Raw genomic sequence first — 16,342 nt, 5'->3', positions numbered from 1 at the left:
GGCATGTCCGAAAAGTGCGGTGGGCTCAACCGGTCGATGCAACACTTTATCTTAGAGGGAAAAGATGGAGTGAGACGATGGAACAGAGATTTCGTCGAGGTTTTACAACGGCCGAGAAGACGGAGTTATGGGATCGCTGGCAACGCGGGGAGTCTTTGAAGGGGATCGGGCGAGCGTTTGGGAAGCCGTCATCGTCGATTTATTTCCAGGTGGCCCCGCACGGGGGCATCCGTCCTGCAGCAAGGCATCGCTCAAGGCTGGCATTGGCGCTTTCGGAGCGGGAGGAGATTTCCAGAGGGATTACAGCGCATCAATCAGCCCGATCGATAGCCAAGATGCTGGGCCGCTCGCCTTCGACGGTGAGCCGAGAAATTAGCCGGAATGGCGGCTATGATCGATACCGAGCGGCTCTGGCGGATGACCAGGCCTGGGCCCGAGCCCGCCGTCCGAAACATTGCAAGTTGGCGACTAATCCCGGGTTGCGACAGGCGGTAACCAGCAAGCTGAGATTAAATTGGGCACCCGAGCAGATAGCCGGCTGGCTTAAGAGAGCCCATCCTGAAGATGAGAATTGTCAGGTGTCACACGAGACGATCTATCGCAGTCTCTTTGTTCAAGCTCGCGGAGTGCTTAAGAAAGAGCTACTTTGCCATCTTCGATCGAAGCGCACGATCCGTCGATCGAAACAGGCAGGTCTTCACGGCGATGGACGGGGACAAATCAAGGATCCCGTCTCGATCCGTCAGCGCCCGGCAGCAGTTGAAGATCGAGCGGTGCCTGGCCATTGGGAAGGCGATCTGCTGTCCGGTTCGAAGAACAGCTATATCGCGACCTTGGTCGAGCGTCATACCCGTTACGTGATGTTAGCAAAGGTGGCCAACAAAGACACCCAATCGGTCGTCTCCGCGCTCATCAAGCAAGCTAGAAAGCTGCCGACCGAACTGTATAAATCGCTAACCTGGGACCGGGGCAAGGAACTTACGGATCATCGACGATTTACGTTGACGACCAACATCGACGTTTATTTTTGCGATCCGCAAAGCCCGTGGCAGCGCGGGTCGAATGAGAACACCAATGGCCTGCTGCGACAATACTTCCCGAAGGGCACCGACTTGTCGGTGCACTCGCAAGCCCACTTGAACAAAGTGGCTCGCCAGCTTAACGAACGGCCGCGTAAGACCATGCAATTTGAAACCCCAGCAGAGAGATTTAACGCCTGTGTTGCATCGACCGGTTGAGCCGGCTGCCTTGAAGAGACATTCCTCGAGAACCGAAAAGCCCTACCAAGTGAGCGAGCCCGAGCCCATTGACGAAAGTAAGTCTCAAATTCAGGTGGCAACCGCGGCCAGCAGGAGAGCGGAGCCAAGCACGAGCATAGCGAGACCGGGCCAATTCGACTTGATCCCAAAGCCGCTAGCCGGTCTCTCAGGTTCCAGGGTATCGCTGGGTCGCCCGGAGCGAAGTCGCCTTCTACCACTTAGTCGGCCTCGCCAGATGGGCTGAAACGCCATCTGCAGCACCCCGCCGAAAACTAGGAGCACACCAAGCCATATGAGGAGGGTCATGCTCGTCTCCTGCACCAGTGAACGCCGAGAGGTTGCTCCCGCCGAGAACTGCCGTCCATTCGAGGTCTGGCCGGTGCTCCCGGGATTTCGTAGGGACCTTGGAACCCACCGGACGCGGTAGCGCGCCGCGTGTCCGCTGTGGATCACACTCTCCGAAACTAAGGCTATGAAAATCCTAGTCTAGAAGCATCCGGCTTACTCTTCGTCCGGATCGCGCACGACCGGCGGTTCGTCGGCGCGGTCCTCCTCTTCGTCGTCTTCCTCTTCGTCCTCGCCCTCTTCGTCTTCATCAGGATCTCGGGGCGGCATCGTGTTGCCCATGATCACGAAGGGACGCCGGTCCATCAACCTAGTGGAAAGGTCCTCGAGGATGTGTGCGGTCATGTTGTTCCTCCGCTTGGGGGATTTTACCCCGGGGTTCACCGGCCGGCAGGATATCTGGCCGCTCAGTTGCCTAACACCGGCTGGCCTGGTGCGCGGTCTAGTGGCGGGCGTGGCTTAGCGAGGCCCGTCGTACCGGGCGGGGTCTCGTTGTTAGCCGTCCTTGTGTCGACCCGCTCAAGCGTGGTGACGAATGCCGCGAGTATTGCGGTTATCACCGCGACGGCGAAAAGTATGACGGTGGTACGGTGGCTATTCCGCTCGTTACTCATGAGGGAGCCTCCACTCTAAGCAAAAACGTTATGCGGCTTGGATAGTTCCCCGCGCGGTATGAACAGCACCCGCTCGGTAGGGGCGGGTCCCCCCAACAATCAGACATTCTCCGCGTGTATCGACACGTCTCGAACGTGCCAAAAGTGCATGAGGATGCACTGAGTATCGGTATGTCTATCGAGGAACCGCAGACGGGGAGTAACGTTTTGTTCCCCTGTCAACATAGGGAGATTGTTATGCGCTCAATTGTCCTAGCTCTAGTCATTTTGCTGACTGAAACTTCCTTATCTTTTGCACAGGGTCACATGGGCACGCCACAAGAGCAGCAGGCCTGCAGACGCGATGCGCAGCGCTTTTGCCGACAGCAATTGGGCGATGATGGAGCGGTCCAACAATGCTTGCAGCAGAACAGGACCAGACTGAGCAAGAGCTGCCAAAAAGTATTTGCCAGCCACGGCATGTGAGGATGGCGCTTAACGCCGGCTCGTTGCAACGCGTTGAAATGGGTAAGACCGTTCCCGCGAACAATGAAGCGGGGCGCTGCTCCTGGCCGGCTGAGGCGATGTTCGCCGAATGAGTACGGGCCGAGTAGAGAATCGAGTCCGTCAATGTTCAGCTCAGTCATCGATGGCAGCTAAGGGTTAAACTCGGAAGTCCGGGCGCGCAACTGGGCCGTCCGCTTTACCCTCGATATTGTTGCAAAAGTCTTTTTCGGGTGAAGTACGAAAATTCTAAAGACCGCTGATGCGCTTCGCGCGCGGCGACGTGAGGGACCACATCGTTTCACCCAAAATCGACCACGGCCCTTCCCACGGCGCTACAGAACGTGACAGCGGAAGAGAAATTCAAAAATCAACTTTCGCGAGATTTTTGGTGTTGTCCGATTTTCGACTTTTGCAACAGTATCCCCTCAAAAACAGACATCGTCAGCGCGACCACCCATGTCCGAAAAGTGCCAAACCCGGAAGTCGCCGGTCGTTGGATAGCGCGGGAGGCACCGAAATCTGAAATTCAATTTAGTTGTGTCGGCGGATTGCTAACCTACATCAGCTTCACGCCTCGGAACGTCTCCGAGCGCGCTTGCGAATGGTCGAAGGTCCGCAGGCGCATCGGTGCACAAGCGCCTCGCTTCCGCGACCAGCTTGTTCCCTTGGACGGAACGTGCTCGTCGAAAACGGTATGTGGATCGCATGATTCGGACTGGTGGCTTTGTGCCACCGGCGGAGCGCGAGCCGATAAGACTCAAACCATCAGCCCCCGTGAGAACATGAAGGCGAAATGAAATACCATAGCTCCGTTGCGCAATGTTGCTACGTATCAATCCCGTCATACTCTCGTGCTGTTTTCACTTCACGCTGCCGGACTGGCTGAAATTCGTCGCTCTCTCCGAAAGTCTGGCAATACAGTTTGGCGATGCCGGTCGCCCCAAACTCGATGCCGGTATCGTTAAGGTTGGGATATGGGAAAACGAAGATTCTTCGATCGCCCCGCAGGTTTGACTGTGGCCAACATCATTTTGCTGACGGGTGCCGAATGCCATGATGCAGCGCGACTTTCGCACCTGATTACAGATGTTGCGCCACTCGAACTTGCCGGGCCGAATGACCTCACTTTCATCGAAAGCAACAAGTACGCCGACGCCTTGGCGACGACGCGCGCTGGAGCCTGCCTAATGCTTCAGCGCTTCGAAAGTCGCGCGCCAAACGCCCTCATCCTGCTGCCTACGGAGCAGCCCTATCGCGCTTTTGTCGACGTACATAGTGAACTGTACCCTCAATCCCTTCGTCCGACCTCCCTGTATGAAACCAACAATATCGCGCAAGGCTCAACCATTCATCCAACTGCGCGCCTTGGGAGCGGAATAACAGTTGATCCGGGAGCTGTGATCGGGCCGCGGGCTGAGATTGGAGCGGGAAGCATCATCGCCGCAACGGCCGTAATCGGACCGGACGTATTGATCGGCCGCGATTGCACGATCGGCGCGGGATGTTCGATCATGCATACGCTTGTAGGCGAGCGCGTCGTGATCCATCCCGGATGCCGTATTGGGCAGGACGGCTTTGGTTACATCGCCGGTGCCACACAGCAAAAAGTTCCCCAAACTGGACAGGTAATCATCCATAACGACGTCGAGATCGGTGCCGGGACGACGATTGATCGTGGCGGCATAAGGGACACTATCATCGGAGAGGCGACGAAGATCGACAATCTGTGTCAGGTCGGCCACAACGTAGTCATTGGTCGCCATTGTGTTATCGCCGCACAGTCGGGTCTCAGTGGAAGCGTCACGCTTGAGGATTTTGTCGTCCTTGGTGGCAGGGTTTCTATTGCATCCCACGTCACAATAGGCAGGGGTGGACGGGTGGCAGGGGGCTCCGGCGTTATGAGCGACGTTCCTCCTGGAAAAACCTGGGGTGGCTATCCAGCCCGGCCGAGAATGCAATGGATGCGCCAACTGGTTGCACTGGCTCGACTGACCAAATCCGGCGATAAAGCTGCGGCTCATTCGACACTCTCCGATAAGAGTTGAAATCCAATCGATGATCCTTCCACCATAGCCCCGCCCTCAAAAATAAGAGGCGGCCGTGTGACGGTCGGAAGGCATGGGGGCGGGGCGATTGAAATTTCTTTGAAAGTCGCCGACTTCCGAAATGGGTCATGTGTGGACGGCTCCGGATTGGCAAGGACTTTCTTCACGTTTTGCAGCATTGGTCGGTGCAGCCATGTGTCCGGCCTTTTGACGCGGTTCATATGACCGCTGGCCATAATGCCCTCCGCGGATCAGGTCCCGATCAAACTCGCGCATTTGACAATGCCTCGACCCAAGTGGGTTGTCCTGATCGCCGGATCGACCGGCTCTGCATTACGTGCTGTTCGCCCTCCCAACCTTCACATCACGCCGGTTGTCCGGCGCGATCTCGTTTACGCCGCAAGCGCGACGGGTTCCTTGTATCGCTCGCCCCTGGCCATCATGGCCCAGACCATTCGCGCGAGCTTGTTGGCAAGCGCAATAGCCGCAACCTTGGTCGGCCGTCGCGCCAGCAACGCCGTGAGCCAGGGGCGATGTTTGGTGCCATGGATCTTGGCGTAACGGATGACGGCGAGCGCGCCGGCCACGAACAGGCCGCGCAGATAGCGGTCACCTTGTTTGCTTATATTGCCGAGCCGGTTCTTGCCTCCACTCGAGTGCTGCTTCGGCACGATACCGATCCAGGCCGAGAAGTTGCGTCCTGATCGGAAGGACTTTGGATCAGCAACGGTGGCGACCACAGCAGTGGCCAGCACCGGACCGACGCCAGGAGCTTCATCGAGCCTCATGCTCATCTCGTCGGATCGGTGCCAGGCCCTGATCAGTCGGTCGAACTCCAGTACCTGCTCCTGGATCCTGCGCAATTGAGCCCCGAATGCCGAGAGACACGCACGAGCCATCTCCGGAACTCGCTTGTCGTTTGGATCAGCCACGACATTGAGCAGCTCCTCGACACCGTGGCGCCCAACCGGCGCAACGATCCCGAACTCGGCAAGATGGGCCCGAATGGCATTGATCACCGCGGTCTGCTGACGGATGAACAGATGGCGCGTGCGGTGTAGCACCAGGCCACTCTGCTGCTCTAGAGTCTTGGTTGGCACGAACCGCATGTTGGCCCTGGTGACCGCCTCGCAAATCGCCTCCGCGTCAGCCGCATCATTCTTCTGTCGCTTGACGTAAGGCTTCACATAGGCCGGCGGTATCAACCGTACCTTGTGACCCAGCGCTTGCAGTTCGCGCGACCAATGGTGCGCCGAAGCGCAGGCCTCAATGCCGACCAAGCACGGCGGCAACTTCTGAAAGAACGCCAGGACAGAGCGCCGTTTCAACTGACGGCGGATGACTACCTGGCCGGCGCCATCATGCCCATGAACCTGGAACACCGACTTGGCGATGTCGAGACCGATTGTCGTAACCGTTTGCATGGATAGCTCCTCCGAATCGTGGGACCCTTAACTACTCCCACAGCCGTGGCACTCTCGTGCCGGTGGAGGAGCCGTCCACAGCATCAAACTCAGACCTCGGGGCGGATCTGAGCTAGGTCCGTTTCTCCCCCAACAACAGACATGAGGCGACTGCTTCGGCATGTCCGTTCGGTGCCAGCCGAAGTTCACGCCTCCGCGCGGCAGGCGGGGTTTTTCGTTTGAGGAGTCGGCTTTACGTTTGCTTGAGACGAATGGTGTAGAACGCCGAGATGGACGAGAGGCGTCAACAACCGCGTACAGAGATTGACGAACCGGCGTATATTTCAATCGGCGGATCGAGCACGAGCTGTCGCGTGCTAAACATCTCTGCGGAAGGGGCCGCGATCGAAGTTCCGAGCCCCTCCTATGTTCCAGATCGGTTTCAGTTGATGATCAAAAGGGATCGTGTGATCCGGAACTGCCGGGTCGCTTGGATAAGTGCAAACAGGATCGGTGTCGCATTCGAGTGAATGCAGCGCCTTCACTATTTTTCGGCCGCCAAACCCGATGGGTTAGGCTGCGATACTCTGCATCCCAACGACCGTGACAATCGAACGTGTGGGGCTGCTGGACCTATCTTTCATCACCGACCGGACCATCCCCGTGATGGTGGATCCCATTAACGTCAACGTCGCTTTTTCGGCCTCGGTACTGGGCGTATCGGCAGCGTCTCGCTTCTTTTGGATCGGTCGTTTCGATTGTTTGCATGCTTGTCACCAATGGTCGCGGCACGCGAAAGCAGTTCCGGGACAGTCCGCAAGATATCAGCGAACCATTAAGCAAAAATTGCCCATGTGCTGCAAACCGCCAGCATTTTTACTTAGGATTTATTTGTCGCATGCAGCGTCTACGGCAATACTTCATCGAACCAAAGGGGCGATGCTCGTGCAAGCTCTCGGTGCAACAGCGATAGCGACCCTCGTTCTCTACGTCGCGGATCAGTTGCTCTGGGCCGGGCGCTGCTCCGATGTAGTTGTCGACGCGCTAAAGCAGGTTGGCTTGGCTGTCGGGATTCACGCTTAGAGATTCCGCTGGCATGGCGACCTCCTCTGAGCGCACGCTTGCCTAGCTAAGGCTGAAGCGGTGACTGCCGTACCGCAATGAATTCCCGCAGTCGCATGTGCCCCTCCCAGGGCCACGCCTGTGGGACCGACATCCGCCTCTTGGAGTTAGAGTTAGAAGAAGCGTCTACTGTTTTTGACAAACGCTGTAGAACGAACCATTGGCCGCATCTATCCGCTCAAGGCATTGCGACGGGTCGGTCACCTTACCGGCAACCGTGAAATCATAGCCCTGATTCTTCAGAGCAAGAACATAGCGGCCCGCAGGAAGCGTGAAATCGGAATCCTTTGGCTGCGCCAGAACCATTTCGGGGTTTCCAGCAATCGGCCGAACCCTAAACTCATATGATAGATTCCGAATATTCCAGGCGTCCGAAACCGGCGAGAAATTCGGCTTTCCCTTGGCATCGAACGTCGCGGCACGCATCACCCGGGCAACCACACGCACCTCAATCCGATCGAGCGCGTCGCCGGCAAGATCGCGGCGGAACACCACGAATTTTGTTTTTCCGTCCGGAAGAGTCGTGCGGCTGAGCTGATTGACAGGTGTCGAGATTGCAACCCGCTTATCCGGCACCAGTGCGGGAAGAGTTTGGCTCGCTCAGGCCGGCATTGCTTACGGCGTACACGCCGTAGTCGCTCGGCAGCGGAAAAGGCGGCGCACTCGATGAAGCCGCGGCCGTCTTCAAGTCGGCTGCCACGGGTGTTTGAGCCGGCTCCGAAATCAATGGCGGAGCTACCGGCTTTGGAGGCGTTAATACTATCGCTGAAAGTAAATTCTCACCCGCCCCCAACAGGGACGTTCGCTCCGTATAAACTGCCAGGCCCAAACCGAACAGCAAGATTCCGATTGAGAACCGAGCCAGCCTGGATACCTGCCCCCGCATTTGCACTTCTATAACCGGCTGCGCTTCAGGCCGCCAATAAGCTTCTTTTCGCGTTGGAATGCCGTCTGGCGCTGAGCTTACCAGATGAACCGGTACCATCGACGTAGTCGTTGCTTCGACTGGCGAGCTGCCGAGCGCTCTATGCGCGGATGCAGTCGAAAGCTGAAGCCGCTCCTTCTGGTCGCTGCGTGCCGAAAACTGCTCGACTCCCTGGATGGCCTTCTCGAGCGAGGCCGAAAGCCGCTCTCGTTCAGCTTCGTCGGCCCATGAGGTAGCGGTCTTCAGTCTGGCGCGCGCAAACTCGTAGATCGCCAAGCGCATCTGGGAAGGATCTTCCTTCGCTATATTGATCATCTGCGAAAGGATCAGGGCGTACTCGACTTCTCGCGCATAGGGCGAGACCATATTGTCATCTTCGATGCTTGGAAATTCGGGTTCCATGACCGTGTTGGGTTTGATTGACAAAACTCTATCGAATGCAGCACCCGTGTAATCGCTTGAAAAAAGGGCCTTTCTACGTTTGCAACCCTTGCGGCACAGACTCCTGACACCAACCTAGGCGCCCGATCGCGGCTATCGTCCATTCTGGAAGCCCGTCAAATTGACTGGGCAGCGTTAGTCTACGGTCGCGGTGGAGGTCGACGGTATGCTGAGCCGCGCTTTACCTCGACGCTGGATTTGATAGCGGAGTGACAAGTCCAAAAATCATTGTGCACTGTTTCGACATTCGATTTTAGGATGTCGCCTAAACCATCTTCAGGCGTCCCGCCATGGGGAACAGCATCCCAATCGTCAGTGGGGCCAAGTTCAACCGCCGTGACTTTTGCACCTCGGCGTTCCATTTCGAATGACCAGAAGCCATTGGCCGGCCCCACGTCGATTACGCTCAACCCGGAAAAATCTGTTTCCGCTAGGTAGACATTTTCAGTCCCGCGGTGATCCCAAACTCCCGGAACTCCCCCTATCCCGGGAAGGTCGATAGCTTGGTAGAAGAACTTGCCGTCGCTTCTATTGGGTATTGGGCGAGATGTGGTCGGAAGAAGCATCGCTCTCACTGCCCTTTTACCGATGTCTACAATGCTCATGGAAGGCCTAGCTCACTTTCATTTGTTGGTAGCAGACGCGTCTTGTAGGCGCGGCGCCTTCAGTGGGTAGAGAAAGAATTTTTCGTTAGACCAGATTGCCGATTCTTCTTGTTTGGTGTCGGTGAGGATGTATTCGGCATCTGCCGCCCGGCTTTTTTCTGATGATTTATCGGTTTGGGCCGCTGGGTAGTAGATCAACTCGCCCTTAGTGTAGACCGCGCGGTGATCGCGGAGATAGTACACGGCCCATTCGAATGAGAGTTGATCGGCGATTCTGACGTTAACGATGTCTGATCGCGGGATGGCATCGTAGAGGTCCGCGTATTGCGAGATCGATTTGATCGGCGATGACCTTTCAAATCGGGCCACTTGGATGACCGCGACGATCAGCACCGCTACTGCAACCGCCGCTGCCGCACGCCGCATGCGAATGGGTAGTTCAATGGCGCCAAGGGTGCAGACGAGAAGCATCGGCACCCACCCGGTCTCGAGGATTTTGAACGCGCCGTATTTCCCCAGACCCGGGGCGACCCTACCCCACACAACCTGACCGCGACAAGCCGTCAAACAACCGAAAATAGAGACGTTGCTTGACACGCTCGCCAGCGGATCTTCCGGGCTCTGGGATTAAGACGGGCAAAAGCCGCTCAGCTAAGCCCTAAATGTCGTACAACCGCTTCAACCGCTCGGTGATGAGGTCGCAAAAATTCTGTAGATCGACCTTATTGGGAACGGGGCCGGCGTCGACGCCAAACGACAGCAAAGAATTCCACGGGCTAAGACCATAGACGGTTACGCTGACACCCTGTTTAGGGCAGCCATCCACCTTGCTCAAATCCTGACGGATCATCGCCGCCAGTTCCTCGGCAGTCTTCTTTTCTTTTGCCGGAGCCGGTCGCGCCAGGCCGCGGGGTTCCTCCCTTTCCGACGTGGTCGGAACGTCTGTAGGAGCGCCTTTCGTGCCGCCGGATCCCATGGTCGCCCTTCGGTTTCTTCTTCAGCCCGCCGCATCTCGATTTCGGCGGAGTAGTAGCACCCGCTCAATTCTGCCGCATCGCTTGCAACGATATTGAATGATGTCCTTGCCTTCAGCGTCGGGGGCGCTTCCATCAAGGTTCATTGTCTCTTTGCACACGATGCAGCTCAAGAGGCCTATCAGCGGGCTTTTATCGTCGTTTAAATGATGTCCCCCAGGCCACTCGCACCGGTTCATTTCCCGTTCGCCTTCAGCCCCTAATGCCCCGGCCGAGTGTTCATCAACCAGAGCGCGCGCGCAAGGCTGTTCAACCAGAATTTGTGTTTGGCGATGACTAGCGGGAGAGCGGCGGCCGTCCAGCTGGGGCAAGTAGGCCAGCACTATCGCCAATTGCGCGTAATGTTTATTGCGAAGGCCAAGGGCGCTCCGATGGCTACACCAACAAAGCCGTACCAGAGACCGGCTATAAGCGCCCCAAGGATGCTCGAGCTAGTTTCGACGCCGTAGAATGCACCGATCACGCCAAGCACCACCGTGGTTGCGATCAGGGTTCTGTCGTTCTTGTCTTCGATCCTGTGACGGCGGACCTCTTTCCTGTTGTGCCGGTACGGTCCGGCAGGCTCCGCCGATCCGCAGTGCGGGCAGTTCGCAGCGCTAAATGAAACGGATCGTTCACAGTCGTGACAGTTGATCAACTCCATGGCCCTACCGTCCGCTAGCTGCTTTGTCTCGTGCTGATGCAGGAGTGTCTCCGTTCATGTGCTCGCATCATCAGGTTTAGCGCGCTTGAAGTTGGCGGGCGCCATGGCCAAGGGGAAAGGATGGTAGCGTTTGAGTCGCCGCGCCTTACTCATTCATCCCTTCACCTTCCGCTTTCCCCAATGCGTATCTTTGCGATTTGAATTGAACACGCGCTCGACGTGACGATTGAGCGCCCGCATGACGCCGATGCGCGCGAACATCGTCGGTCCACTCGCCCGGCTCGGAGCCGGGATAGAAGCCGCAAGACCAGCCCCCCTCTCGCGCCGTCTCAATGTCGTGTGATATTTTCCTCTTCGATAAGGACTTGGCTTGTGTCCGGCTCTTCGCGTCCGTTGCATGGCTCTCCGGTGCCGCACGCGCATTCTATCTCTTTCTCCCAAGCACGATGGGGATGGTTCTCGCAGACCCACCCTATGCCAAAACAAATGGGACAGCTTTTATCAATCAAGATCAAACTCTCTTAAGAGCACGACCCCGGCCTGCATGGCATTTGGACCGAGGCCGTGCCGGGCCATGCCTACAGTCACAGCCCTCTAAGCAATCCGGCTTTACCTGTGTCGTTCCCACAGGAACAAATCAATTGTTCCGATCTTGAATCCGTTGTTTATGAGTTGCGTACATGACCCGGCAGAGCGGATCGAGAAAGCCTTCGACGGCGCACATCATGTGGTGATCGCTGACTATCTGGAGCCTGGCCCCCGTAGCGCGGAAGAAACCTTGGACCAGCTTATCAGCATCATCGACGACCGCGCGTATGACGCTATCGTGGAGGTGCTCAAGGCAGAAGGCCGGGTGCCGACCCTCGCGCCGCACTAGCCAGCATCGTCCCCGATTTCCTTTGTTAGCTTTTCAGCTTCCCGAAATTCTCGTTCGGCCTGAAACCAAAATTCTTCGTCTCTTCCGGCTGCCCGCCCGTTTTCTTCCCAGATTTCCCGCGCGCGCTTCCGGATTAGAGCTTCGTCCGGCCTCGCCAGAGCACGAGCTCGTTGTATCAGCTCATGCGTCAGCGCCAATATCCGCCGAGCCGTTTCAACGTCGCCGATCGATAGCGCAAAGTCGCGGTATTTTTTTGCCTTCAAGATAAGGCTGTTTACGATCTGCTTCGGATCCACAGCGCTCCTCCATCGACTATAAAACGATGGAGCTGCAAAATTGTTCAACCCGACTCAGGTATGCTCGACCTCGCCAAGCATATCGTCACCCAGAAAGCCGCGGACTTCGAGCCACAGCGGTTCGAAGACCACTACGAAGAGGCGCTGACCGAGCTTATCAACGCAAAGCGCAACGGCAGGACCATCAGCGCGAAGCCGCGGCCAAAGGGCGAGAACGTTGTGGACCTCGTGGACGCCCTGAAGAACAGCATCGCCAGCGAGGCCGGCCCGAAGGGCAAGAAGCCCCGCAGGGCCTCCGCAGGTCAAAAGGAAATGTCATTGGCGATCGAGGGAAAGAAGCCCGCCAAGAAGGCGGCTGAGTCCGAGCGGTCGACAGGACGCCGAAGGCTGGATAATTGAGGGCGGTGGGCGCGCCAAAAACGCCGGGAGTAATGGGCTGTTTCGAGCCCACCAGCAAATCGGGTTGACGACCGTGAAGGAGAAGGCAACGAGCGAAATGAGCCGATATTTCCGCTGGCATGGCGTTAGCGTTCACTAAATCACAGTGGCCTGTTTTGAACCTGCGGGTGCGAGAGTTCCAAAGTTAACTTGTGGACAGACAGCGGGCTTAATCTTCGATTAACTCAGTCCATTGCCTTCGATCGGAATATACTTGCGTATCAGCCCGGGCCTGGCGCCGGGCTTTTCGTTTGAGTGGCCTGTTTTGAATCTGCGGAGGGGCCTAATTAGGCCAGTACCGGCGACGAGGTACTGGCCCCTTTCCACCCGCTGTTCACGGAGTGGTCCCTTTTCATTTTGCGAATGATCCCTTTTCACTAAGCCTAAATAATAGGCATACTATCACCCGATCCGGTAGTGGGGACTTCGGATGGCAGAGTACCGTGCATACCTCGTCGGGGACGACGGCCACATCATGGGATTTGAACCACTCGTTTGCGCTGACGACGGCGACGCTATCGAAAAAGCCAAGCGCCTTGTCACCAAGCATTCGGTTGAGATTTGGAGCGGCGAACGGCTAGTTACTCGCCTGAATGCCACAGAGAAGCCGGATGGTGAGGCCGTTTCTCACGAGATCAAAGACGGGCGAATGATGCCGAAGAAATAGATATGTGCCGGTAGCCGGACAGTAGAAGCTTTCTAAAGCGTCATTGAAACAAAATAGTCCTGCCGCCGTCATAAGATAGCAGGTGGCCAGTTTCTCCCCGCCTGTGACTTTGCGGCGGGTGCCATGTGTGAAAAGTGCGTCGAACTCGACAGTAAAATCGAGCATTACCGTTACATGGCGTCCCGCATCACGGATCGGCTCATGCTTGAGGGGATCAAAGAATTGATCGAGCGGATGAAGGCACAGAAGGCCGCACTTCACCCCGAGCAACCGAAGTAAGGCCGCCTTAGTTGGCGGCCTCTTTTAATTTCCGCTTTGCGGGACTTCCCTCGTTAGCTCGCATGGAGGCGCACGAAAAGTTAGAGGTTGTCGGGAGTGCGCAATGGGGAGGATTTATCCGCGTTCCGCAACTCTTTCTGCCTGATGATAGAACTCCTCGTCCCTGCCATCCGGCTTTCCTGCCTGCTCCCAAAGTTCGTAAGCGCGATGGATGATTTGTTCTTTGGTCGGTTTTTCCATTTTTTCCATATCGTTTCCTTCCCGTAAGCACGACCCCGGCTTGAGGGAAACGGCGTTCCAGAGGCCAGGGCCGTGAAGCCCAAGGCTTTCGGTACATCACCGATACCAATACGGTGTTTCCATCCTTGTTCCGGCGCCCAGTTACTCCGAGAAGTCGTGAGGTGGAAAGGCGTGCGAATGCTACGCTAAGCACCGCGCTTTGATTTGAGCGTCTGATGTCCGCGCGGGGGCGTTGGCCCCTTTCCATCCGGTGTTCACGGAGTGGTCCCTTTTGATTTTAGGAGTGGTCCCTTTTAGATTGTTCGGAGTTTGGAGGGAGAAGACAAAATGCCAAGAAGAAGTCGACTGCCAAAAGTCGAGAGCGAGACATTGCGCGCGCGGGCTAAAAATTGTCACCGGCTCGCGGCTGGCGCTGGCCATCCGGAATTTGCTCTGAAACTATCCGCGCTCGCCAAGGAGTACGAAACCAAGGCCATCCACGCGGAGGCCGTAACAGCCCAGCCGAAGGAGTAAGGCCGCCCCTGTCGGCGTCCTCCTTCAGCTTCCGCTTCGCTGGCTCCCCTCGGCCACGTTCTGGACGCCCTTGCCGCCTGTGAGGCCAACCGCCCCGAACATTCCCCCGCCCGTGTGCAGTAATGCGCCCGGGCGGTTTTCGTTTGACCACAGGCCTAGCGCGGGCCGTGTGACGTTCCTGTGGCTGGCCGATTGATGTCGATTGAACTGTCGCGGACATAGACCTTCGGCGTCCCAAACGCGAGGTAGAGGACCGCTATCATCGTGACGACGTTGGCGACTGCCGATGCGCCAAGGAGCCAAGCGAGCGGCGAGATGTTTCGTACCCACGGCTTGAACGGCATCGGACTTTACTCTTTGATGACCTTGGCGCTTTCGTTGGTGTTTTGGGCCAGTGCTACGCGCATCAACCTCGGCCACGATGACAGACCTGCGCGCGTGCCGACTGTGAAGCTCCAGAAAGCGGTCTCTGCTTTTGGCATCCCCTGGTCGTGAGATCGAGGTATTCAACCGCCGCCATCCAACCGCAACCGGAGGTCGAAGGCAATAGCGGACGCACGAAAGCCGCCTGTGAGGGCTTGACGGGTCCCTAGGTTACCTCGGGAGTATTCGCGAAAGCGCTCCCCACAGGGGAATTGTCAAATCAGCAAATCAGGTCCCCGGCGGCCGCTCCGCCTGAAACTGGATATTGCACTTTTTCGCGATCGAGGCCTGCTCGACGGCGACCATCTGGCCCTTCATTTGCCCGAGCTCGGCGGACATAGCGGGGGATCAATGAGATTGTTATCTGGGATTACGCTCACTGCACTATTGGCAGCATCTGTAGCCGCCCACAGCCAGTCGAGGAAGGAGATTTACGAGTTGCAAGAGCGATGCGGCAAGAGCGGCGCAGAAATGTTCGATAGAGATTTTCCCAAAGAGGATCGAAAAGGTCTCGAGGTTTACGAGAACAGTTACAACGTGCGTCTCAATAAGTGTTTTATCTTGGAAGAAAACACGCTGACAACACCTGACCAAGGTAAGACATATCAGACTAAATTACTTACGCTGGTCGATGTGCAGGGCAACAAAGTCTACGGCAGCTTTAGTCCACTGAACTGCGACGTGCAGGAAACAAAATGCCGCACCGAACAAGAGTCTGACGCGCCTTGATCTGTCCGGAACACAATGGGACTTCCAGCCACCCTTTGTTCCAATCCAAGTCCTCTGCACGGTTTCCATGCGTATTTAACTCGCTATTGGTGAGGATTAGGCGCGTAATCGATTCGAACGACCGCATGATGGTTTCAACCTGTTTTCCGGCGGGAGTCGCAGCCGGAGGTCGGTTGTACCGCGGTCACCTCTGAATGCGGTGTTTTACACCGCGAAAGTCGGCTTTATGACCACCGAGACGACCTTCCTCGTCCAGGCATTCAGCAGTGGCAAGGGCGGCCAGTTGAAAGCCAGTGCGCCGGTCTCTTGCCGGTCGGCGGATGGCGCTCGCCGCACCGCCGAGAGGCTCTCCTTGAGCCATTTGGGTGTCGTGGCTTTCTCAATGGTATCCGATCCCGAAACCGGGGATTACGACGATCAGCCGACGGTGTTCTATCGCGCAGGGCAACTGCCCTCAGAATTCGATGCGATGCCCTGATGGCTCCATTGCATGCGCTGTTGCTCGAAAACGGATTACTGGATCAGCCCATTTTGTTGATCGAGCCGCACCGAGATCCCCACGGTATCTGGCGAATAAAATTTGCCTATGACGATTTCGAACCGTTGTCGATGGACGCACAACAAGCCTCGCAACTGGCAATAAGCCTTCATGGGATCGGCGAGGATGAATTGGCTGGCGAAATCGACGAAGCGGTCGGGCGCGCGGCACATTATGAAACCATGTAGCCGATGAAACAATGTAGCCGAAGCGATCGAAGTACGACACGAGACCAAAAGCAGTGAAACCTGTTTACCACCAACCAATGGGAGAGCGGCATGGCTAAAGGCGAGCAAAAAGGCAATCGAGAAAGCAAAAAGCCGAAAAAAGAAAAGGTCAAGACGATAGCGGCGGCGGCGAGCCAAAAGGGAGGCGCGTCGGGTTGGCAGCCCACCGTCGGTTCAGGAAAGAAGAAGTAAC

24 protein-coding genes are annotated in these 16,342 nt (G+C 56.8%); 16 read left to right on the top strand and 8 right to left on the bottom strand.

Translation table 11 applies throughout. The annotated features are described in order from the left end of the window. Window positions 1-77: 77 nt before the first annotated feature. Window positions 78-1,238 (top strand): IS30 family transposase, encoded by a 1,161-nt coding sequence (locus B5527_RS38070; protein WP_079605863.1) that lies wholly within the window; start codon window positions 78-80, stop codon window positions 1,236-1,238. Between the two features lie 522 nt (window positions 1,239-1,760). Here the strand turns inward: B5527_RS38070 and B5527_RS38060 are convergent. Beyond that, window positions 1,761-1,949, bottom strand: a complete 189-nt coding sequence (locus B5527_RS38060) for a hypothetical protein (RefSeq protein ID WP_079606062.1) — start codon at window positions 1,947-1,949, stop codon at window positions 1,761-1,763. Between the two features lie 506 nt (window positions 1,950-2,455). Here B5527_RS38060 and B5527_RS38055 point away from each other — a divergent pair. The 5 genes from B5527_RS38055 (at window position 2,456) to lpxD (ending at window position 4,749) form a co-directional block, all read left to right on the top strand. Beyond that, on the top strand, window positions 2,456-2,683 hold the full coding sequence (locus tag B5527_RS38055) for a cysteine rich repeat-containing protein (protein ID WP_079607820.1): 228 nt from the start codon (window positions 2,456-2,458) through the stop codon (window positions 2,681-2,683). Continuing rightward, window positions 2,614-2,796 (top strand): hypothetical protein, encoded by a 183-nt coding sequence (locus B5527_RS45610; RefSeq protein WP_172842431.1) that lies wholly within the window; start codon window positions 2,614-2,616, stop codon window positions 2,794-2,796. The genes B5527_RS38055 and B5527_RS45610 overlap by 70 nt, the downstream gene beginning before the upstream one ends. Before the next feature lie 249 nt (window positions 2,797-3,045). Beyond that, the gene (locus B5527_RS44970) at window positions 3,046-3,501 is read left to right on the top strand and encodes a hypothetical protein (RefSeq protein WP_154072757.1); all 456 of its coding nucleotides are present in this window, start codon (window positions 3,046-3,048) and stop codon (window positions 3,499-3,501) included. 22 nt (window positions 3,502-3,523) lie between these two features. Next, a complete protein-coding gene (locus B5527_RS45605) occupies window positions 3,524-3,718 on the top strand; it encodes a hypothetical protein (protein WP_172842430.1) in 195 nt (64 codons plus the stop codon). Next, window positions 3,679-4,749, top strand: coding sequence for a UDP-3-O-(3-hydroxymyristoyl)glucosamine N-acyltransferase (lpxD, locus tag B5527_RS38050; RefSeq protein ID WP_079606061.1), 1,071 nt, complete (start codon window positions 3,679-3,681; stop codon window positions 4,747-4,749). The genes B5527_RS45605 and lpxD overlap by 40 nt, the downstream gene beginning before the upstream one ends. A gap of 392 nt (window positions 4,750-5,141) precedes the next feature. Here the strand turns inward: lpxD and B5527_RS38045 are convergent, their stop codons facing one another. Continuing rightward, window positions 5,142-6,173, bottom strand: coding sequence for an IS110 family transposase (locus tag B5527_RS38045; protein ID WP_079606060.1), 1,032 nt, complete (start codon window positions 6,171-6,173; stop codon window positions 5,142-5,144). A 269-nt stretch (window positions 6,174-6,442) separates the two neighbouring features. Here B5527_RS38045 and B5527_RS38040 point away from each other — a divergent pair, with 269 nt between their 5' ends. Then, window positions 6,443-6,682 (top strand): PilZ domain-containing protein, encoded by a 240-nt coding sequence (locus B5527_RS38040; RefSeq protein ID WP_079606059.1) that lies wholly within the window; start codon window positions 6,443-6,445, stop codon window positions 6,680-6,682. Between the two features lie 718 nt (window positions 6,683-7,400). On the opposite strand, the gene B5527_RS46925 is transcribed toward B5527_RS38040, so the two are convergent. From B5527_RS46925 to B5527_RS38025, 4 genes are all read right to left on the bottom strand, one after another. Then, window positions 7,401-7,769: a hypothetical protein gene (locus tag B5527_RS46925; RefSeq protein WP_245332411.1), complete on the bottom strand. Its 369-nt coding sequence runs from the start codon at window positions 7,767-7,769 to the stop codon at window positions 7,401-7,403. A 70-nt stretch (window positions 7,770-7,839) separates the two neighbouring features. Continuing rightward, entirely contained in the window at window positions 7,840-8,625 is a 786-nt protein-coding gene (locus B5527_RS46920) for a hypothetical protein (RefSeq protein WP_245332410.1), read from the bottom strand. Window positions 8,626-9,263: 638 nt separating this feature from the next. Then, complete coding sequence (locus B5527_RS38030; protein WP_154072756.1) at window positions 9,264-9,722, bottom strand: hypothetical protein; 459 nt, start codon at window positions 9,720-9,722, stop codon at window positions 9,264-9,266. A 181-nt stretch (window positions 9,723-9,903) separates the two neighbouring features. Next, on the bottom strand, window positions 9,904-10,221 hold the full coding sequence (locus B5527_RS38025) for a hypothetical protein (protein ID WP_079606057.1): 318 nt from the start codon (window positions 10,219-10,221) through the stop codon (window positions 9,904-9,906). 1,353 nt (window positions 10,222-11,574) lie between these two features. On the opposite strand from B5527_RS38025, the gene B5527_RS38000 reads away from it, so the two are divergent. Further along, window positions 11,575-11,799: a hypothetical protein gene (locus B5527_RS38000; protein ID WP_154072755.1), complete on the top strand. Its 225-nt coding sequence runs from the start codon at window positions 11,575-11,577 to the stop codon at window positions 11,797-11,799. On the opposite strand, the gene B5527_RS46915 is transcribed toward B5527_RS38000, so the two are convergent. Next, entirely contained in the window at window positions 11,796-12,095 is a 300-nt protein-coding gene (locus B5527_RS46915; RefSeq protein ID WP_245332409.1) for a DUF2934 domain-containing protein, read from the bottom strand. The two genes, B5527_RS38000 and B5527_RS46915, sit on opposite strands and share 4 nt — an antisense overlap. Window positions 12,096-12,155: 60 nt before the next feature. Between B5527_RS46915 and B5527_RS37990 the strand changes: the two genes are divergently transcribed. The 3 genes from B5527_RS37990 (at window position 12,156) to B5527_RS45600 (ending at window position 13,479) form a co-directional block, all read left to right on the top strand. Further along, complete coding sequence (locus B5527_RS37990) at window positions 12,156-12,494, top strand: hypothetical protein (protein ID WP_079606053.1); 339 nt, start codon at window positions 12,156-12,158, stop codon at window positions 12,492-12,494. 469 nt (window positions 12,495-12,963) lie between these two features. Further along, window positions 12,964-13,200 carry a hypothetical protein gene (locus B5527_RS37985; protein WP_079606052.1) on the top strand — a complete coding sequence of 79 codons (237 nt, stop codon included), beginning with the start codon at window positions 12,964-12,966 and terminating at the stop codon, window positions 13,198-13,200. Between the two features lie 123 nt (window positions 13,201-13,323). After that, window positions 13,324-13,479: a hypothetical protein gene (locus B5527_RS45600; RefSeq protein ID WP_172842791.1), complete on the top strand. Its 156-nt coding sequence runs from the start codon at window positions 13,324-13,326 to the stop codon at window positions 13,477-13,479. Window positions 13,480-13,593: 114 nt separating this feature from the next. Here B5527_RS45600 and B5527_RS37980 read toward each other — a convergent pair whose 3' ends face one another. Then, window positions 13,594-13,728 (bottom strand): DUF2934 domain-containing protein, encoded by a 135-nt coding sequence (locus tag B5527_RS37980; protein WP_245332408.1) that lies wholly within the window; start codon window positions 13,726-13,728, stop codon window positions 13,594-13,596. 318 nt (window positions 13,729-14,046) lie between these two features. Between B5527_RS37980 and B5527_RS37975 the strand changes: the two genes are divergently transcribed. From B5527_RS37975 to B5527_RS45595, 5 genes are all read left to right on the top strand, one after another. Beyond that, on the top strand, window positions 14,047-14,232 hold the full coding sequence (locus B5527_RS37975; RefSeq protein ID WP_079606051.1) for a hypothetical protein: 186 nt from the start codon (window positions 14,047-14,049) through the stop codon (window positions 14,230-14,232). Between the two features lie 774 nt (window positions 14,233-15,006). Continuing rightward, window positions 15,007-15,384, top strand: a complete 378-nt coding sequence (locus tag B5527_RS37965; protein WP_079606049.1) for a hypothetical protein — start codon at window positions 15,007-15,009, stop codon at window positions 15,382-15,384. A gap of 226 nt (window positions 15,385-15,610) precedes the next feature. Further along, the gene (locus B5527_RS37960; protein ID WP_079607816.1) at window positions 15,611-15,862 is read left to right on the top strand and encodes a hypothetical protein; all 252 of its coding nucleotides are present in this window, start codon (window positions 15,611-15,613) and stop codon (window positions 15,860-15,862) included. Continuing rightward, the gene (locus tag B5527_RS37955) at window positions 15,862-16,110 is read left to right on the top strand and encodes a hypothetical protein (RefSeq protein ID WP_079606048.1); all 249 of its coding nucleotides are present in this window, start codon (window positions 15,862-15,864) and stop codon (window positions 16,108-16,110) included. The genes B5527_RS37960 and B5527_RS37955 overlap by 1 nt, the downstream gene beginning before the upstream one ends. Window positions 16,111-16,200: 90 nt before the next feature. After that, window positions 16,201-16,341 (top strand): hypothetical protein, encoded by a 141-nt coding sequence (locus tag B5527_RS45595; RefSeq protein WP_172842790.1) that lies wholly within the window; start codon window positions 16,201-16,203, stop codon window positions 16,339-16,341. The last annotated feature ends 1 nt before the right edge of the window (window position 16,342 follow it).

This window comes from Bradyrhizobium erythrophlei (assembly GCF_900129425.1).
GTDB lineage: Bacteria > Pseudomonadota > Alphaproteobacteria > Rhizobiales > Xanthobacteraceae > Bradyrhizobium > Bradyrhizobium erythrophlei_C.
This window is presented reverse-complemented; position numbering and strand designations above follow the sequence as displayed.

What these genes read in the sequence shown, in the direction of transcription:
- B5527_RS38070 (WP_079605863.1), top strand. Translation starts at nt 78, where the DNA reads ATGGAACAGAGATTTCGTCGAGGTTTTACAACGGCCGAGAAGACGGAG.
- B5527_RS38060 (WP_079606062.1), bottom strand. Translation starts at nt 1,949, where the DNA reads ATGACCGCACACATCCTCGAGGACCTTTCCACTAGGTTGATGGACCGG.
- B5527_RS38055 (WP_079607820.1), top strand. Translation starts at nt 2,456, where the DNA reads ATGCGCTCAATTGTCCTAGCTCTAGTCATTTTGCTGACTGAAACTTCC.
- B5527_RS45610 (WP_172842431.1), top strand. Translation starts at nt 2,614, where the DNA reads ATGCTTGCAGCAGAACAGGACCAGACTGAGCAAGAGCTGCCAAAAAGT.
- B5527_RS45605 (WP_172842430.1), top strand. Translation starts at nt 3,524, where the DNA reads ATGTTGCTACGTATCAATCCCGTCATACTCTCGTGCTGTTTTCACTTC.
- lpxD (WP_079606061.1), top strand. Translation starts at nt 3,679, where the DNA reads ATGGGAAAACGAAGATTCTTCGATCGCCCCGCAGGTTTGACTGTGGCC.
- B5527_RS38045 (WP_079606060.1), bottom strand. Translation starts at nt 6,173, where the DNA reads ATGCAAACGGTTACGACAATCGGTCTCGACATCGCCAAGTCGGTGTTC.
- B5527_RS38040 (WP_079606059.1), top strand. Translation starts at nt 6,443, where the DNA reads ATGGACGAGAGGCGTCAACAACCGCGTACAGAGATTGACGAACCGGCG.
- B5527_RS38025 (WP_079606057.1), bottom strand. Translation starts at nt 10,221, where the DNA reads ATGGGATCCGGCGGCACGAAAGGCGCTCCTACAGACGTTCCGACCACG.
- B5527_RS37990 (WP_079606053.1), top strand. Translation starts at nt 12,156, where the DNA reads ATGCTCGACCTCGCCAAGCATATCGTCACCCAGAAAGCCGCGGACTTC.
- B5527_RS37985 (WP_079606052.1), top strand. Translation starts at nt 12,964, where the DNA reads ATGGCAGAGTACCGTGCATACCTCGTCGGGGACGACGGCCACATCATG.
- B5527_RS45600 (WP_172842791.1), top strand. Translation starts at nt 13,324, where the DNA reads ATGTGTGAAAAGTGCGTCGAACTCGACAGTAAAATCGAGCATTACCGT.
- B5527_RS37980 (WP_245332408.1), bottom strand. Translation starts at nt 13,728, where the DNA reads ATGGAAAAAATGGAAAAACCGACCAAAGAACAAATCATCCATCGCGCT.
- B5527_RS37975 (WP_079606051.1), top strand. Translation starts at nt 14,047, where the DNA reads ATGCCAAGAAGAAGTCGACTGCCAAAAGTCGAGAGCGAGACATTGCGC.
- B5527_RS37965 (WP_079606049.1), top strand. Translation starts at nt 15,007, where the DNA reads ATGAGATTGTTATCTGGGATTACGCTCACTGCACTATTGGCAGCATCT.
- B5527_RS37960 (WP_079607816.1), top strand. Translation starts at nt 15,611, where the DNA reads ATGACCACCGAGACGACCTTCCTCGTCCAGGCATTCAGCAGTGGCAAG.
- B5527_RS37955 (WP_079606048.1), top strand. Translation starts at nt 15,862, where the DNA reads ATGGCTCCATTGCATGCGCTGTTGCTCGAAAACGGATTACTGGATCAG.
- B5527_RS45595 (WP_172842790.1), top strand. Translation starts at nt 16,201, where the DNA reads ATGGCTAAAGGCGAGCAAAAAGGCAATCGAGAAAGCAAAAAGCCGAAA.